Genomic DNA, 15,283 nt, shown 5'->3' with positions numbered 1-15,283 from the left:
AAACAAATTAAAAAGTCTTCTCTTTTTTTGAAGAGAAGCAACACCTGACCCACTTCGCTACCGAACAGGATGTAGCAGAAGAATTGTTTGAGTTACTCTTAGAAGCGAGAGAACTCTATCTTCAGGATGTGATTTTGAATGGCAAGCGGTATGACCGCTATGTGGATGACTTCATCAACAGTCATCGGTATATCAACTGCAACAGTGCAATTTGCCGAAACTGCCACGAGATGAACATCCACATCGTCAAGGGACTGCTGAACGAATGCGCCCACCTTATCCAGCCTCTTTTTGAGGCATCCGACTTCTCCTTTGAGAAGTGTATGGAGTTACAAAGGAAGTATGACCGCTCGGAACCGTTGCCGCCATACAGTTGGCACGGAGCAAGGGGGCTTTTGTGTATGGCATCTGCAACGTCGTGGGTGCCTCTATCCCAAGAAATACGGATTCCGGGACATACATCCATGTAGGACCTGAGATAGGTGTGGCTTCTACCAAGGCTTTTACAGGACAGGTAACGGTGCTGATGCTGCTTGCCCTCTGCGTGGGACAGATGCGTGGTACTGTGGATGATGCAACCGTAGAGAGGATTGTCCGGGAGTTGAAGAACATGCCCCTATATATCCTAAAATCCGCAAGCAATCTCAATGGCAATCTCAATTGCAGTAAAGAGCTTGAACACTATGCATCATGATAGTATGAGCGTGAATTTTGTCCGATTTGTGCATACCTTCCCCTTACCCCACAATGCGACTTGAGGCAATACGCAGATTAAAACCATAAGGAACGGACTTTATCCGAATCCAGTTTTGAAAGGTCTTGCATAAGCCCGGTTTTCAGTATAGATATTCAGCACGTATTGCCTTGCTGTCATGATCCACTTGGCAGGTACGGAGATGAAGCTGAAGACAAAAGCCTTTATGCGACTCGTTTCCTTGAGCCCGAAAGCCTTGGTGTCAAGCTTGCTAATGATGGTCTTATAGAAATTGTGTATCAATGCCGTAAGCAGAAGGAATACAGTGTTCTCTGACATGAACGACTTGGGGAGCCTGTTCCAGCCGAATCCGTTGTTCATATCATCGAATATACGCTCTTTGCCCCCACGCTTGTTGTAAAATTCGACGATGTCTCTTGTTGATGAGTCATAATCGTTGGTAAGAATGGATCTGTAGGTGTATTCACCTTCCCACAAGTCAAGCTCTCCATCCATGCGCTTTTGTCTCTGAATGACAAGACGATAGCACTTGCCTTCCCATTTCTCAACAAGAATGGAATTGAGTTCAAACTGGATGCCGTTGATTTCCTCCGTCTTCCATCCCCTCAGTGAAAACAAGTCATCGTAGAGCGAACTGCATCTGTTGGCGCGGATGTAGAAGTGCGTGCAATGCTTCTCTATCTCACTGACAATTTCCTTCGAGCACAAACCACAGTCGGCTCTGAAGCGATTCACACGGATGCTGTTGGCTTCCAGTAGGGCAAAGAATCTCTTGTGGGTCTCAGCCTGATAAAAGCGCACATTTGTGTTGCCATCGCTGTTCTCGACATAGACAATCATGTCACCGATGACATATACGCCAGGTCTGTAGCCGAGGAACTTCTTGTATGTCGGTTTTGCATCATACTTCTCTGTTTCAAGGAACTGATGGTCGAAATCAACATCGTAGGTTTCCACCTCATTCAGTTCACCAGTGGAAACCAAGGCTTTTATAAGCAAGGCGTTGAGCTTGTCTGCCGTATTGAAATCATAGGTCTTGCCCTTATCGGAAGTATATGAGATGTTTTCCTGTGTCAGTTCCTTGATGGCTCTGAGGATGGTATCAGAGCTGCATGTGCGCAAGGTCGGATGATACGAGAGATGACGCATCAGATGCGATGTTACATCCTCCACGCATGAACCGCCACAGAAGTATACGCTCATCAGAGAACGAATAATTTCGCTGTACTGGTATCCGATGATACTGCGGCATCTCTGACCAAGTGTCTGGTCGATAATAGGTGAAAGCATGGAGTCAAATTGCTCCATGATTGAAAAAATTCCTCCAAAAGGTGTGAGTTTTTCAGATTTTATTTGTACCTTTGCCATTTCTTGTTACGATTTACGCTTGTTTTGATTTGCAACACTAAGATAAGTGAAAAATCTGACATGGCAAAATCCTGAGCAACTTTTTGTTGCTCAGGAACTTATAAATAAAGTTAAATCAAAGTGTTGCGGAATTAAGGGAGATAATATAAATGGAAAAATACAACAATTGGAAACTTAAGTTTTATACAATATGGGCAGGGCAGGCAGTATCATTAATCACTAGTGCCATCCTGCAAATGGCGATTATTTTTTACCTTACAGAAAAAACAGGATCTGCGATGGTCTTGTCTATGGCTTCACTTGTAGGTTTTTTACCCTATGCGGTCTTTGGACCAGCCATTGGTGTATTAGTGGATCGTCATGATAGGAAGAAGATAATGATTGGTGCTGATTTAATTATCGCAGCAGCTGGGGCCGTGCTAGCTATTGTTGCATTGTATATGGAGTTACCTATCTGGATGGTTATGGTAGTATTGTTCATCCGTAGCATTGGAACAGCTTTTCATACCCCGGCTCTCAATGCGGTTACTCCACTTTTAGTACCAGAAGAACAGCTTACGAAATGTGCAGGCTATAGTCAGTCTTTGCAGTCTATAAGCTATATTGTTAGTCCGGCGGTTGCAGCACTCTTATACTCCGTTTGGGGACTAAATGCTATTATTGCCATCGATGTATTGGGTGCTGTGATTGCATCTATTACGGTAGCAATTGTACGTATTCCTAAGCTGGGTGATCAAGTGCAAAGTTTGAAACCAAATTTCATACGAGAAATGAAAGAAGGAATGGCTGTACTACGGCAAAATAAAGGATTATTTGCTTTATTACTCGTTGGAACATTATATATGTTTGTTTATATGCCCATAAATGCTTTATATCCTTTAATCACTATGGAATATTTTAATGGTACACCGATGCATATTTCTATTACGGAGATTGCTTATGCCTCTGGTATGTTGATAGGGGGTCTATTATTAGGGTTATTTGGGAATTACCAAAAGCGAATCTTATTAATAACGGCATCCATTTTTATGATGGGGATAAGCTTAACCATTTCAGGATTACTTCCCCAAAGTGGATTTTTCATATTTGTAGTCTGCTGTGCAATAATGGGGCTTTCGGTTCCGTTTTACAGCGGTGTGCAAACAGCTCTTTTTCAGGAGAAAATTAAGCCTGAATATTTAGGACGTGTATTTTCTTTAACTGGAAGTATCATGTCTCTTGCTATGCCAATTGGGTTAATTCTTTCTGGATTCTTTGCTGATAGAATCGGTGTAAATCATTGGTTTTTACTATCAGGTATTTTAATTATTTGCATTGCAATAGTTTGCCCAATGATAACTGAGATTAGAAAATTAGATGCAAAATAAAGGAGTGTGTTCGTATGATATATAATATTATTCAATCAGTGACAGAAAAATTATCCTCTTTGCCTTTTATAGAAGGCATCGTATTAGGGGGATCCCGTGCAAGAGGTACCCATACAGAGGATTCTGATATAGATATCGGAATTTATTACAATCAAGAATCATTTGACCTGACAGCGATTAACCAAATTGCTACAGAGTTGGATGATGAGAATAGAAACAACCTTGTTGTACCTCCCGGAGCGTGGGGTGATTGGGTCAATGGAGGCGGATGGTTAGTTATTAACGGGTATCATGTTGATCTGATTTTACGTGATATAAAACGGGTGGAACAAATAATCAAGGATACGGAGCAAGGAATTGTTACTGCAAATTATCAGACCGGGCATCCCCATGGTTATATAAGTGCTATGTATCGTGGAGAATTGGCTATCAGCAAGATACAATATGCTAAAAATGAAAGCTTTTGCGAATTAAAAAATCAGGCGGAAATTTACCCTGGTGCTCTAAAGAAGAGCTTGATAAACTTTTTCTTATTTGAAGCAGAATTCTCTTTAATGTTTGTAAAAGCAAATGCGGGAGCAGAGGATAAATATTATATTGCAGGCCATGTTTTTCGTATTATTTCATGCTTAAATCAAGTACTATTTGCATGCAATAATGCTTATTGCATTAACGAAAAGAAAGCTATAAAACTGCTTGAAACTTTTGAATATAAACCTAAAAAATATGCCGAAAGGGTAAATCATATTTTTGAAGTACTTGGTCTTTCACTTTTTGAATGCTACGATATGACCGAGAAGCTATATAAAGAAGTGAAAAAAATTGCAACGGAGATAAATAACTTTTTAAACGAGGGGGAATTCAGATGAAAGAAAACAAATATGATGATAATATATTTTTTCAAAAATACAGTCAAATGAGTCGCTCACAGCAGGGACTAGCCGGTGCAGGAGAATGGGAAACATTGAGAAAGCTGCTGCCGGATTTTAAAGATAAGCGTGTGCTTGATTTAGGATGTGGCTATGGATGGCACTGTATTTATGCGATGGAACACGGAGCGTCTTCTGTTGTAGGTGTTGATATTTCTCATAAAATGCTCGAGGTAGCCAAAGAAAAAACACATTTTCCACAGGTTGAATATAAATGCTGTGCTATAGAAGATGTGGAATTCCCAGAGGAGAGTTTTGATGTAATATTAAGCTCACTTGCGTTTCACTATGTAGCAGATTATGAGATTTTAGTAAAAAAGATATATAGAATACTGAAGTCTGGTGGTAAGCTAGTTTTTACGGTTGAACATCCTGTTTTTACTGCCTATGGAACACAAGACTGGCATTATAACGAAAAAGGAGAAATACTGCATTTTCCAGTGGATAATTATTATTATGAGGGCAAACGGACAGCTGTGTTTTTGGGAGAAAAGGTTACAAAATATCATAGAACACTGACCACATATCTAAATACACTGCTTTCAAATGGTTTTATAATAAATCATATTGTGGAGCCGCAGCCGCCGGAAAACATGATGGATATTCCGGGGATGCAGGATGAAATGCGCCGTCCCATGATGCTGATTGTATCGGCGAACAAAAAAGTGGATAGATAGAACTAAAACACCTATAAGGTATAAATGGAGGTAATTTATGTTTAAAGAAAAAATTATTATAGAGATGAAAGAAGTATTCAAAGAAATTCCTTTTGGCATAGAGCATACTCTTAAAGTTTTGAAAAATGCAGAAGATATAATGAACGGAGAAAATATCGGAGAGGAAGAAAAAGAATTCATCAGTATTATTGCTATACTACATGATATTGGTGCGGTTGAAGCACAAAAAAAATACGGTTCTATTGATGGTGTCTATCAAGAAAAGGAAGGACCAGCAGTAGCGAAAGAAATATTAAAAAAGGTAGGCTATAACAAAAATATTGATAGAATATGCTTTATAATAGGCAACCATCATACTCCATCTAAAATTGATGGACTTGATTTTCAAATACAATGGGAAGCTGATTTGCTTGAAAATTTAACGGTTATGGATAAAGAAAAAGAACAGGAAAAGATAAAAAAGTGTATAGGTGAAAACTTTAAAACAAACACAGGAAAAAGGATAGCTTATAATCGCTTTATTTTAGATTAGTAGTAGATTATTACAGTTATGTATTTTACTCAAGTTTCGGATTTAGGTTTTATGCAGTCTGAGCGATCAGTTGCATGGCCTTGAACCTGCGGTTATCCCGTATAATTTGCTCCATCAATTCGTTCTCGTCAATGGTAAAAATCTCAGCCACGATTGCTATTACATCAATAATGATTGACCAGATCTTTTCCACGACGGTGAGCTCGTGTACGCCTTCATATATATCGGCGAACAATCCTCCAATGGTCTCTTCACCATGCTCTTCAGGCGCTCAAGCTTGGATACGAAATACTCTTCCTTGCGTTTTTCGGTCTGGCAGTCTCTGTCACGCTTGCGGTTGTAGCGCCTCTCGCGCTGCCGGGCCGTAAGACCTTGTTCCTTGCCATCGACCTTCCCTCTCTCGCCGTGAATCGAGAAGTCCACGACAAATTGAGAGCGGCCGTCGCTCCAGCACAGGGCCAGCAGCTTGTAGCCGAGAATGCACCGCTGAAACACGTGCGAGAATATCTTGCCAATACACTCCATCCTCAATCCGGTCTTCGGCAGGTCGGAATCATCCACAATAAGCACTGCCGGAAGATGGCTCTTTTGATAGTCTTTCCTTATGGTCACGGCCTTGATGAGATGACAGGCGATGTGCCAGATGATGTTGCTAGTCTATATTGTCCTTGGCCATAAACGAATAGAGTAGGGTCCTTCTTACCCCCGAACAGTTTCGAGATTGACGATCCGGCATAATGAGAAAAACCCGGGACGGTCATAAACGGCAGAATCAATATGATCTGGAAAAGTTGAAGGTTGGTAAGCTGACAGTTCTCACGTTTTTTCCCTCCGAGATCTTTGTCTGAAATCCTCATCCCCTCAAGGAGGGTCATAAACTTGGAAAATGCGGGATTGATTCGTTTTCCCGTGAAAAAGTTGCGGATCTCCGATGGAATTTTTGTAATTTTGCTCATGGCTTTGAGTGATTGTAATTAGTTGTTTGGGCACCTCTAAATTACTAAATTTCCGTGACATACGGAAATCCTCAAAGCCTTTTTTATGCCCAAATCTATCCTCTCAACCTAAATCCGAAACTTGAGTAAATTATAATTATGAGATGCTACGTGCTTTTGTTCAATATACCCTAAACGTCGATTTAAATGCGCCTGTGATAAAGGATTTAGTTGAAAAGTATAAGGATATAGAACAATTTAATAGGAGCATAACAGATAAATACGTTGCAATATGTAAACGCTTTTAATATTTGAATTTAGCCGTTTATGTAGAATGAAGGTGTGCAAACAAACAGACCCTGAAAAGGGTCTCACCCCCGTTAACCGCAATGTCAAAGACTTGCGGATGGCCAGATGACTCCTATACATCCGACCCCAACGGGGTCGAACCATATAATCTGTAGAAAGGTTCGACCTCCGTTGGGGTCGTGGATTGGGAAGGCACTTCGACCCGCACATTGTATCATGTGCGGTTACTTGAAGTTCGACTCCCGTTGGGGTCGATGGCTCGTCGTTATTCTGAATCTTAGCAAATCCTCTCTTTTTTAATGAACTGTGTGCTTGATCACTGAAAATAATCCTTATTTTTGCCACGAGAGTTTTACGAAAGATAAATAGATAAAGTATTGGAAAAGAAACATAACTGTCAGCAGTGCCCACTGAGGCGGCGATACGACCGTTCACCCAAGTCATTGTTGGGTCGTTTTTGGCGATGGCACATCAATTTCTGTCCGGGATGGAAAGCCTATTTCCTGTCGCTGAGCGAAGAGGAACGGCATGTATTGAGAAAGCAATACGCTTTTCATAAGCCTCAAATCCGCAACTAAGTCCTTCATCGTCCTATTTACGTGTACACGTTCTCTCATTACTGAATTATTAGATAAATTGAGGCTGAAATACCCACTTCTGCCTACAATACCCCCTTACCCCACAATGCGACTTGAGACAATACGCAGTATCATACCCATAAGTTGTAGTCGTCATCCAAAATCAGTCTGGAATACATCTGCGTAAGCATTATTACAGGTATAGATATTCAGCACATACCACCTTGATGTTCTGATCCATTTGGCTGGTACAGAGACAAATCTGAAGACAAACGCTTTTATGCGACTTGTTTTATTGGGTCCGAACCTCTTTACGTCAAGTCTTTGGATAATGACCTTGTAGAAGTTACGGATAAGTGCTGTAAGAAGAAGGAACACTGTGTTCTCTGCCATGAAGGATTTGGGCAATCTGGACCATCCGAAACCATTGTTCATGTCATCGAAGATGCGCTCCTTTCCTCCGCGGAGGTTATAGAACTCGACAATCTCTCTTACGGAAGGCTCGTAGTCGTTGGTCAGGATGCAGCGGTATGTGTATTCTCCTTCCCAGAGGTCAAGCTCACCGTCCATCCGTTTCCGCCTTTGAATCACAAGCCGGTATGTCTTGCCTTTCCACTTCTCTACAAGAATGGAATTCAGCTCAAACTCAATGCCGTTGATTTCTCCCCTCTTCCAGCCTCTGAGAGCGAAGAGGTCATTGTAGAGCGAACTACAGCGGTTGGCACGGATATAGAAGGTCTTGCAGTGGGTGGCAACCTCTTCCACGATCTCTTCAGAGCACGAGCCGCAATCAGCTCTGAAACGATTGATAACAAGATTGTTCTGTTCAAACCTTTCGAAGAATCTCTTCAGCGTGTCCTTCTGATGGAAACGGACGTTTGTGTTGCCGTCGCTGTTCTCAATGCCGACAATCAAATCTCCAATAACCGCCACACCTGGTCGATAACCAAGGAACTTCTTGTATGTATGCTTTGCATCATATTTCTCTGTTTCTATGAACTGGTGGTCGAAATCAACATCATACATCTCACCCTCTTTCAGCTGACCAGCTGCACACATACAATTGAGCAGTAAGGTATTGAGGGTGTCAGCCGTATTGAAATCGTAGTTCTTACCCGTATCTGACGTGTATGAAATGTTCTCCTGCGTCAGTTCCTTTATCGCTCTGAGGATAGTGTCAGAGCTGCAGGTACGAAGTGTCGGATGGAAGCGAGAGATGGGGCATCAAATGAGTTGTGACATCCTCAATACATGAGCCGCCACAGAAGTAGATGCTCATGAGAGAACGGATGATTTCGCTGTATTGATAACCATACAGCCTGCATCTTAGACCGAGGGTTGTGTCAATTACATATGACAATGTGGAGTCAAATTGCTCCATCATTGCAAATATTCCTCAAAAAGGAGTGAGTTTCTCAGATTTTATTGCTTTCTTTGCCATGTCTGTCGGGTTTGATACATATTTTGATTTGCAACACTAAGATAGGTGAAAAATCTGACATGACAAAATCCTGAGCAACTTTTTGTTGCTCAGGTACTTAAAAAGTTATATTTATAATAGTGTTGCGGAATTAAGGTATATAAAAGATGTGTTGGGACTTGCTGACAAAATCAAGAACTTGTCGAAGATATACACCTATGCCCGCAACTTCCTTTATCTCGGTCGTGGGTACAACTACCCCACCGCCCTTGAAGGTGCGTTGAAGCTGAAAGAAATATCCTATATCCATGCGGAGGGTTATCCTGCTGCGGAAATGAAGCATGGACCGATTGCACTTGTAGATAGCGAGATGCCCACGGTGGTCATTGCTCCAACGGACTCGCTGTATGACAAGATAATCAGTAATGTAAGGCAGGTGAAGGCGCGTGGCGGTACGGTTGTCGCCATCATTACCAAGGGCAATGACGCAATGAAGGACATCGCCGACCATTGCCTTGAAGTGCCCGACGTACCCGAATGCCTTACACCTCTCGTTGTTTCCGTCCCATTGCAGTTGCTGGCCTATTACATCGCCATCAACAAGGATAGGAATGTTGACCAGCCAAGAAACCTTGCTAAATCAGTTACCGTAGAATGAATAGAATATTATCACTTATTGTTACCATCCTCTTTGCGTTGTGCATTGAGGCTGGCATCTTTATGCTTATTGCCCACTGGTGGGGCATGACTGCGGCCATTACCGTGATAGCCATTGAATGTGTGTTAGCCTTATGGACAGTTTACGAAATGAGACATGCGAGTGATGAACCAGTTGATGAATAACATTGCAGGCTGTGGTTAGAACGAAAAAGGCTAAAAACAAAAGGACGGGTCGATGATTCGTCCTATTTTTGTGTCTTTTTGGTGGCGAAATGTAGCGATTTAGCAAAATAAACATAAATTCCAGTGATATTCAGCATGAAAATTCGCCCATTTAAGTGAAAATGTGTAATTTTGCAACGCAAAATTGTGCCTAAGCATTTGCATCAAAACAACAATAGTTCAATCGAGGCTGATATGAAAGTAGAGATTAACAAGAAACGTTTAGAATACCTGCTGGCATTATACAAGATGTCGGTGGATGACTTGTTGTCTCTTCTGAACAAAGGCAGGAAACGGATAACAGGAGCCGCAGACATCAGTGGAGATTCTATTGATTTGGGGGTGTTGAAGCGTATAGGTGAGATATTCGACAAAGAAGTCAGTTTCTTTCAAGACTATTCTAAGTTGTCAACCAATGCAAGCAGCAGTATCTTCTTCCGCAAGACCTCATTCGGAACAGAGCTGAACTTGGAGTCGATCCGTACTGTAAACCGATTCGAGAGTCTGAAAAACGCTTTGGATGCATACAACAAACTGTCGCAACTGGATGTGAAGTTTGACATAGAACACTACACCCTACAAGATGACCCTAAGACAGTAGCCGTACGTGCAAGAGATTTTTTTATCCCGGGGAAACTGTCAATCATAGGCAGTTTCTTGTGAAGATGATAGAAAAAATCGCCGATCATGGCATTTTTGTCTTTGAATACATAGAGACATGGAACAAGAAAGAGAAAACCAACATTGACGGTTTTTACCTTAAGCCCAATGTGATAGTGCTTAAGCATCATAAGCATTACAAGCGAGAAATATTCACTCTGGCGCATGAATTGGGGCATTGTCTATTGGGGATTGAAGAAGTGGAGTCGGTGGACATGATGGACATCTCGGCACAGACTTCATACAGTGATGTCGAAAGATGGTGCAATGATTTTGCATATCAGTTCATTATGGGACAAGAAGCAGAAACACTTGCTAACATAGCATGTGTAGATTCCCGTAACGACTACTGCATTGACCTCTTCAAGGCTATCAGTGCACGGACGCACATTAGCCGTCTTGCCTTATATACAAGGATGTATATCGACAGGAAAATCAGCTATTCGAGCTACAGCAATGTCAAGAGTGAATTGGCAGAGGAATACAGAAGAAGAGAGGAACAGGAAAAGTTGAAAAACTCTGAGAAGAGAGGCGGGCGAACACCAAAGCCCATCATTTCTCCGCTATTCTTGAAAACCATGCAATATGCCTATTTCAATGGAGTGGTCAACGAGACCACTTTCTGTTCGAGACTCAATGTCAAACCAGCAAATTTTGAGAGGGAGTTATGGCGATAGTTGTTGATACATGCTCATTGGTGATGATTGCCAAGAATTATCTTCCCTTGGATAAGGACGGACAGTTGTACTCATTCCTGGAAGAGGCGTTCTCCCGCAAGGATTTGATGCTACTTGATGTGATTCTGGATGAATCAAAACGCACCTCCAAAGGAATTGCAGTTGAAAAGATGCCTTTCCTCAAAGACAAGAAATTGGTCATTCCGACAAAGGATCTATTTCCATGTGCCCCAGAGAGATTCAGCAACATGATAGACAACAATTTCTGTGTAAGACTGAAGAAGCAGGAACTGACTGAAGAAGAATACATAGAGCAAAAGGAAGAATACCTTAAAACAGGTGATGCTAAGATTATCATTTATGCACTGAATGTACGACACTCGGACGCTATCCATCTGGAAGAGATGCAAGTAATGACGGAGGAAACAAGGCAGCAGAATGACGGTAAGTTGTTCAAGAAACTTCCTTTGTTGTGTGAGCAGATAGGGATTGGAACACTAACCGTTTCAGAATATCTGCATAGAAACGGGTTCTTTATTGACAAATAGCATAGATATTAGTATCATCTTATGACATCTTTCACGAAATCATATTATATTCGTGAATAAAACACTTGTTTTTCAAGAATAGAAATTGTTGAGGATTAGATATTTAAGACATTATTGCAATGCGGAAGGGGTGATGTGAACGACAAAAGACAAGGCGTTCTATTAGAGTGGATGCTTGATAAGATTGAGAAGAATGGACGGGTCGATGGCTCGTCCTTTTTTTGTGTCTTTGAGTGTGAGGTGCAGGTGGGGACCAGTACTGCGACCACTGTTGCCTGTCAGCGCGATGATGATGCCGGGACGGACGTGGGTGCCTTTGGTGACGAGAGTTTGGGAGAGGTGGCAATAGCTGACGGTGAAGTCGCCGTGACGGAGGGTGACATAGAGGCCTGAACGTTTGTCCTTGCCTACCTTGATGACCTCGCCGTGCATCATGGCGTATGTGGGTTCGTAATTTGCCTTCAAATCAAGCCCGTTGTGTAGGGCTTTTCTTTTTGTAAATGGGTCTCTGCGGTAGCCGAAAGGGCTGGTGACAGAGATATGACGGAGTGGACTGACAAGTGCCGTGTGGCGGTCGGTCTGCTCCGTTTGGGTTTGTAATGGGGCAAAGGCAAGAGAGTCTCGCCGCTGATGCGGCGAGCACGGAGGCAGTTGTTCGGATGTTGCGGACTGCGTCGTTTTTGGCACAGCCTTGCGGTGTACCTTAGTCTGTGTGACGGTATTGAACTGAGCGCATACTGTTGCTGATGAACAGAATATTGCTGCTATTGTGATGAGTAGAAATCGTTTCATGGTGCAAAAGTAACAAGCAATTCTTTGACTGGCATAAAGAACAAAGGGAAGACAAGAAGATTGTAACATAATATAGCAATCGAGTTTGATTTTTGAGCAGAAATCAAACTCAAATAATAATAATCGTCAAAAATAACACGCATTATCTTATGCAATTCTGCTTGTCTCTGAATAGGTATATAACTTTGCATGAGTTTAATTTCAAATTCAAAGTTAAAGTATGGAAGCAAGTACGATTTGAAGAGAGCGAGGTGCCTTATCAGACACTGGCTCGTTTTGGTCTCACACAAGAGAAGATTGAAGACCTGCCCATGTGGGCGTTGGAAGATATTGGTCAGGGACGACGTTCACCGTTGCTGCCCATTCAGGTGAATAATGATGAGGGCGAGACATTGAAGAGCCGCACCCGATTTGCGTTGGTCCGTATGGAGGACGGCAAGGTGGATGTGGTCTTCTATCCGCAGTTGGAGAAATCACCATTGGAGGCTTTTACTCAGGAACAGCAGGAGGACTTGCTGGCTGGAAAGGCTATCCTTGCCGATGTTAAGGATGCTGATGGCAGGAGCAGCAAGGCTTTCGTGCAGATTGACACGGAGACCAATCAGGTGATGTCGGTACCTACGCCTGTCATCGGGCGCAACTTGGAGGTGCTGAAGGATGAACTGAAACTGAGTTCGGCAGAACTGACCGTGATGCAGAAGGGTGAGCCGCTCACGCTCATCATGGAGGACGAACAGGTGACGGTGGGTATTGACCTGAACGATAAGACCGGCATAAGGATTAATCAAGGCGACAGTCAGAAGTGGAAGGAGAACACCAAGCGAGAGTGGGACAAATACACCTTCGGGTGCTATGGCTGTTGGGTAATGGGCGATGACGGTAATCTTGACTATGTGCCTGAAGAGGAATACACGGAAGAACTTTGGAATGAGCAGAAGAAGAATGGAGAGCGCAACCGCGCCTCTTTTTCCATGCACAAATAATCTACACATAATATAATAAGTATATGGCATCAAATAAATATTATCCAGAGGATGTGCTCGTCGAGAAGATACAGAGCGGCGAGTACGGTTGGTTGGAGTATGTCAACCATCATTCTGCTGAATGGCAGGAAGAATATGAGAGCTATTGTCTGAACAACGGACTCTGCATTTGTGAAGAGAGTGCGGAGCAGTTTGTCCATCACAAAGATGAGGAACTGGAGAAGGCAATAGAGAACGGTGAAGCATGATAAATGAAGAGTGAAGAATGAAGAGTGAAGAATAAGTATGGCGATAAGAAAGAATACGAATCCCCAACAGATGGACCTGCAACCAGAGATGCGTGACTTGCTCATGCGCAATGGTATGCAGGCTCATGTGGTGAGTAATGGCAGCGGCTATCAGCTTGTGGTGCAAGGGCATGACAGTCCGCTGCTTACCTATAACATCACCGAGAAGCAGATGTTGGCTCTGACCGACTGGGGTACGAATCATGCCAACAAGTTAGCCTACAATACCTTTACGGGCATTGTGGGCAACGACTTCTATATGCCCAAGAACTTCGTTCATGCACGCAATGCCAACGGTCGTGTAGCTATGGGGCTGCACGGCTATCGTGTTGGTATCGGCGAGTATGGACGGATGGGGCGCATCGATATGCCACCACCCTTTTTAGGTTGGACACCACGCAGTCAGGAGGGATTCCATCTTCGCAGAGTTGGAGGACGATTGTTCTTCCCCGAAGCCCCGATTGTGCCTGAACGTTGGGACGGCAGAATGAAGCCTGGCGAATTGCAGAGCGGCGGTTATGGGTTCTATTATAAGGGACAGCAACAGAGTTATAGCCCTCAGCAACAGGATGTGCTGAAAGATTTGGAGGGAATCATAATGCCTTCCATCAGCCGCACGAGAAGCACGGAGCCAGCCAAGCCTTATAAGGAACTGATTACCTCGCCTGTCTATTTCACCAATGAGAAGTGGCAGGAGTGTCTGGCATCGCATGGCATCATCATTGATGAGAATGCGAAGACGCTGACCATTCAGTCGAACAGCGTCAATGCCGACATGGTGTATGACCTGACAGATGAGGAACTGAAGAAACTCACCTCCAACTCCATCAAGGAAGTGCCCGTCGTTCAACGCTTGGAACTGCTGAATGGCATCATCAAGGACGACTTTGCTGACAAAATCCTGATGGACACACTGAATAGCAAGGAGCGCATCGACCTGCATCTGCATCCCGAACTTGAACAGGAGTTGCAGCAGCGTCAGCAACAAGACGAGGAACGGTTGCTTCCGTTGGAAGAGGACGAGACTGTCAGACGTGACGTGTTGCAAGGCGATGCCATGGTGAGAGGTGAAGACCTTGCCTTGATTAATGAGAACAAGGGTTGGTATCGTGAGGGAGCGCATGGGCGTGAAGTGAAAGTCGGTGACATCATGGTGGAGAAAGTGCCTCCGATGGAGGGAGATAAGAAAGGCGAAGATAAGTATCGCATGACCGCCATTATCAATGGAGAAGCCATCACGCACGAAATCAAGCAGAAGGACTACGACAAGTTCTTGGCGGTGGATGACTACCATCGCATGAAACTCTTCTCCAAGGTTTTCAGTGAAGTGGATATGAAGACACGCCCCGAAACCAACGCCGGACTGGGCACGAAGATATTGGCGGCTCTGACGGCAGGAGCAGTCGTTACAGCAGAGGTGGCGCATGACATAAGCCACCATCATCACCATCCAGCCCCGGAGTTCTATGCAGAGCATCATGGCGGTCCACGTCCTTACTTCAAACCGGGAGTGGATTCGCCACAGGAGATTGCGGCAAGGTACTTTGAGGCAGAAGCAAATCATGTTGCCACGGAGATAAGGAGAGGATATTAACAATGTATAATTTACAATTTATAATTTATA

General features: G+C 43.3%; 14 protein-coding genes and 5 pseudogenes. 15 read left to right on the top strand and 4 right to left on the bottom strand.

The genetic code is table 11. The annotated features are described in order from the left end of the window. Positions 1-44: 44 nt before the first annotated feature. Positions 45-359 (top strand): annotated as a pseudogene (locus NXX38_RS25080) (hypothetical protein); the annotation flags it as partial. Further along, positions 356-694: pseudogene (locus NXX38_RS25075) on the top strand (SIS domain-containing protein); the annotation flags it as partial. The pseudogenes NXX38_RS25080 and NXX38_RS25075, both read left to right, overlap by 4 nt. A gap of 99 nt (positions 695-793) precedes the next feature. Here the strand turns inward: NXX38_RS25075 and NXX38_RS25070 are convergent. Further along, positions 794-2,083: an IS1380-like element IS614 family transposase gene (locus NXX38_RS25070; RefSeq protein WP_258981551.1), complete on the bottom strand. Its 1,290-nt coding sequence runs from the start codon at positions 2,081-2,083 to the stop codon at positions 794-796. 149 nt (positions 2,084-2,232) lie between these two features. On the opposite strand from NXX38_RS25070, the gene mef(A) reads away from it, so the two are divergent. From mef(A) to NXX38_RS25050, 4 genes and pseudogenes are all read left to right on the top strand, one after another. Continuing rightward, positions 2,233-3,450 carry a macrolide efflux MFS transporter Mef(A) gene (gene mef(A) / locus NXX38_RS25065; RefSeq protein WP_009317659.1) on the top strand — a complete coding sequence of 406 codons (1,218 nt, stop codon included), beginning with the start codon at positions 2,233-2,235 and terminating at the stop codon, positions 3,448-3,450. A 14-nt stretch (positions 3,451-3,464) separates the two neighbouring features. Next, positions 3,465-4,335, top strand: a pseudogene (locus tag NXX38_RS25060) (nucleotidyltransferase domain-containing protein). Next, entirely contained in the window at positions 4,316-5,056 is a 741-nt protein-coding gene (locus NXX38_RS25055) for a class I SAM-dependent methyltransferase (RefSeq protein ID WP_008766909.1), read from the top strand. Before NXX38_RS25060 ends, NXX38_RS25055 begins: the two are co-directional and overlap by 20 nt. A gap of 37 nt (positions 5,057-5,093) precedes the next feature. After that, complete coding sequence (locus NXX38_RS25050; RefSeq protein WP_007897426.1) at positions 5,094-5,588, top strand: HD domain-containing protein; 495 nt, start codon at positions 5,094-5,096, stop codon at positions 5,586-5,588. Positions 5,589-5,747: 159 nt separating this feature from the next. Here NXX38_RS25050 and NXX38_RS25045 read toward each other — a convergent pair whose 3' ends face one another. After that, positions 5,748-6,200 carry a hypothetical protein gene (locus NXX38_RS25045; protein ID WP_007664626.1) on the bottom strand — a complete coding sequence of 151 codons (453 nt, stop codon included), beginning with the start codon at positions 6,198-6,200 and terminating at the stop codon, positions 5,748-5,750. A gap of 1,009 nt (positions 6,201-7,209) precedes the next feature. Here NXX38_RS25045 and NXX38_RS25040 point away from each other — a divergent pair. Then, positions 7,210-7,410, top strand: coding sequence for a hypothetical protein (locus NXX38_RS25040; protein ID WP_007837439.1), 201 nt, complete (start codon positions 7,210-7,212; stop codon positions 7,408-7,410). A gap of 153 nt (positions 7,411-7,563) precedes the next feature. On the opposite strand, the pseudogene NXX38_RS25035 reads toward NXX38_RS25040, so the two are convergent. Beyond that, positions 7,564-8,794 (bottom strand): annotated as a pseudogene (locus NXX38_RS25035) (IS1380-like element ISBaov1 family transposase). A 196-nt stretch (positions 8,795-8,990) separates the two neighbouring features. Here NXX38_RS25035 and NXX38_RS25030 point away from each other — a divergent pair. The 5 genes and pseudogenes from NXX38_RS25030 to NXX38_RS25010 form a co-directional block, all read left to right on the top strand. Then, a pseudogene (locus tag NXX38_RS25030) lies at positions 8,991-9,488 on the top strand (SIS domain-containing protein); the annotation flags it as partial. Then, the gene (locus NXX38_RS25025) at positions 9,485-9,673 is read left to right on the top strand and encodes a hypothetical protein (protein ID WP_005816226.1); all 189 of its coding nucleotides are present in this window, start codon (positions 9,485-9,487) and stop codon (positions 9,671-9,673) included. The pseudogene NXX38_RS25030 and the gene NXX38_RS25025, both read left to right, overlap by 4 nt. 234 nt (positions 9,674-9,907) lie before the next feature. Then, positions 9,908-10,375 carry a hypothetical protein gene (locus tag NXX38_RS25020; RefSeq protein WP_258899371.1) on the top strand — a complete coding sequence of 156 codons (468 nt, stop codon included), beginning with the start codon at positions 9,908-9,910 and terminating at the stop codon, positions 10,373-10,375. Positions 10,376-10,377: 2 nt separating this feature from the next. After that, positions 10,378-11,049: an ImmA/IrrE family metallo-endopeptidase gene (locus tag NXX38_RS25015; RefSeq protein WP_234394096.1), complete on the top strand. Its 672-nt coding sequence runs from the start codon at positions 10,378-10,380 to the stop codon at positions 11,047-11,049. Then, complete coding sequence (locus NXX38_RS25010; RefSeq protein ID WP_005816230.1) at positions 11,040-11,597, top strand: DUF4411 family protein; 558 nt, start codon at positions 11,040-11,042, stop codon at positions 11,595-11,597. Before NXX38_RS25015 ends, NXX38_RS25010 begins: the two co-directional genes overlap by 10 nt. Before the next feature lie 162 nt (positions 11,598-11,759). Here NXX38_RS25010 and NXX38_RS25005 read toward each other — a convergent pair whose 3' ends face one another. After that, on the bottom strand, positions 11,760-12,389 hold the full coding sequence (locus tag NXX38_RS25005; protein ID WP_007837448.1) for a M23 family metallopeptidase: 630 nt from the start codon (positions 12,387-12,389) through the stop codon (positions 11,760-11,762). A 149-nt stretch (positions 12,390-12,538) separates the two neighbouring features. Between NXX38_RS25005 and NXX38_RS25000 the strand changes: the two genes are divergently transcribed. The 3 genes from NXX38_RS25000 to NXX38_RS24990 are packed head-to-tail and all read left to right on the top strand — an operon-like array spanning position 12,539 to position 15,253. Then, positions 12,539-13,372 (top strand): DUF4099 domain-containing protein, encoded by an 834-nt coding sequence (locus tag NXX38_RS25000; protein ID WP_258981543.1) that lies wholly within the window; start codon positions 12,539-12,541, stop codon positions 13,370-13,372. 23 nt (positions 13,373-13,395) lie between these two features. Continuing rightward, complete coding sequence (locus tag NXX38_RS24995) at positions 13,396-13,620, top strand: hypothetical protein (RefSeq protein WP_005816237.1); 225 nt, start codon at positions 13,396-13,398, stop codon at positions 13,618-13,620. 37 nt (positions 13,621-13,657) lie between these two features. Beyond that, a complete protein-coding gene (locus NXX38_RS24990) occupies positions 13,658-15,253 on the top strand; it encodes a hypothetical protein (RefSeq protein WP_005816239.1) in 1,596 nt (531 codons plus the stop codon). Positions 15,254-15,283: the final 30 nt, after the last annotated feature.

The sequence above is a fragment of the Bacteroides sp. BFG-637 genome, assembly GCF_024793605.1.
In the GTDB taxonomy this organism is placed as follows: domain Bacteria; phylum Bacteroidota; class Bacteroidia; order Bacteroidales; family Bacteroidaceae; genus Bacteroides; species Bacteroides vicugnae.
The sequence above is the reverse complement of the archived record's forward strand: the minus strand, read 5'-3'. Positions and strand labels throughout refer to the sequence as shown.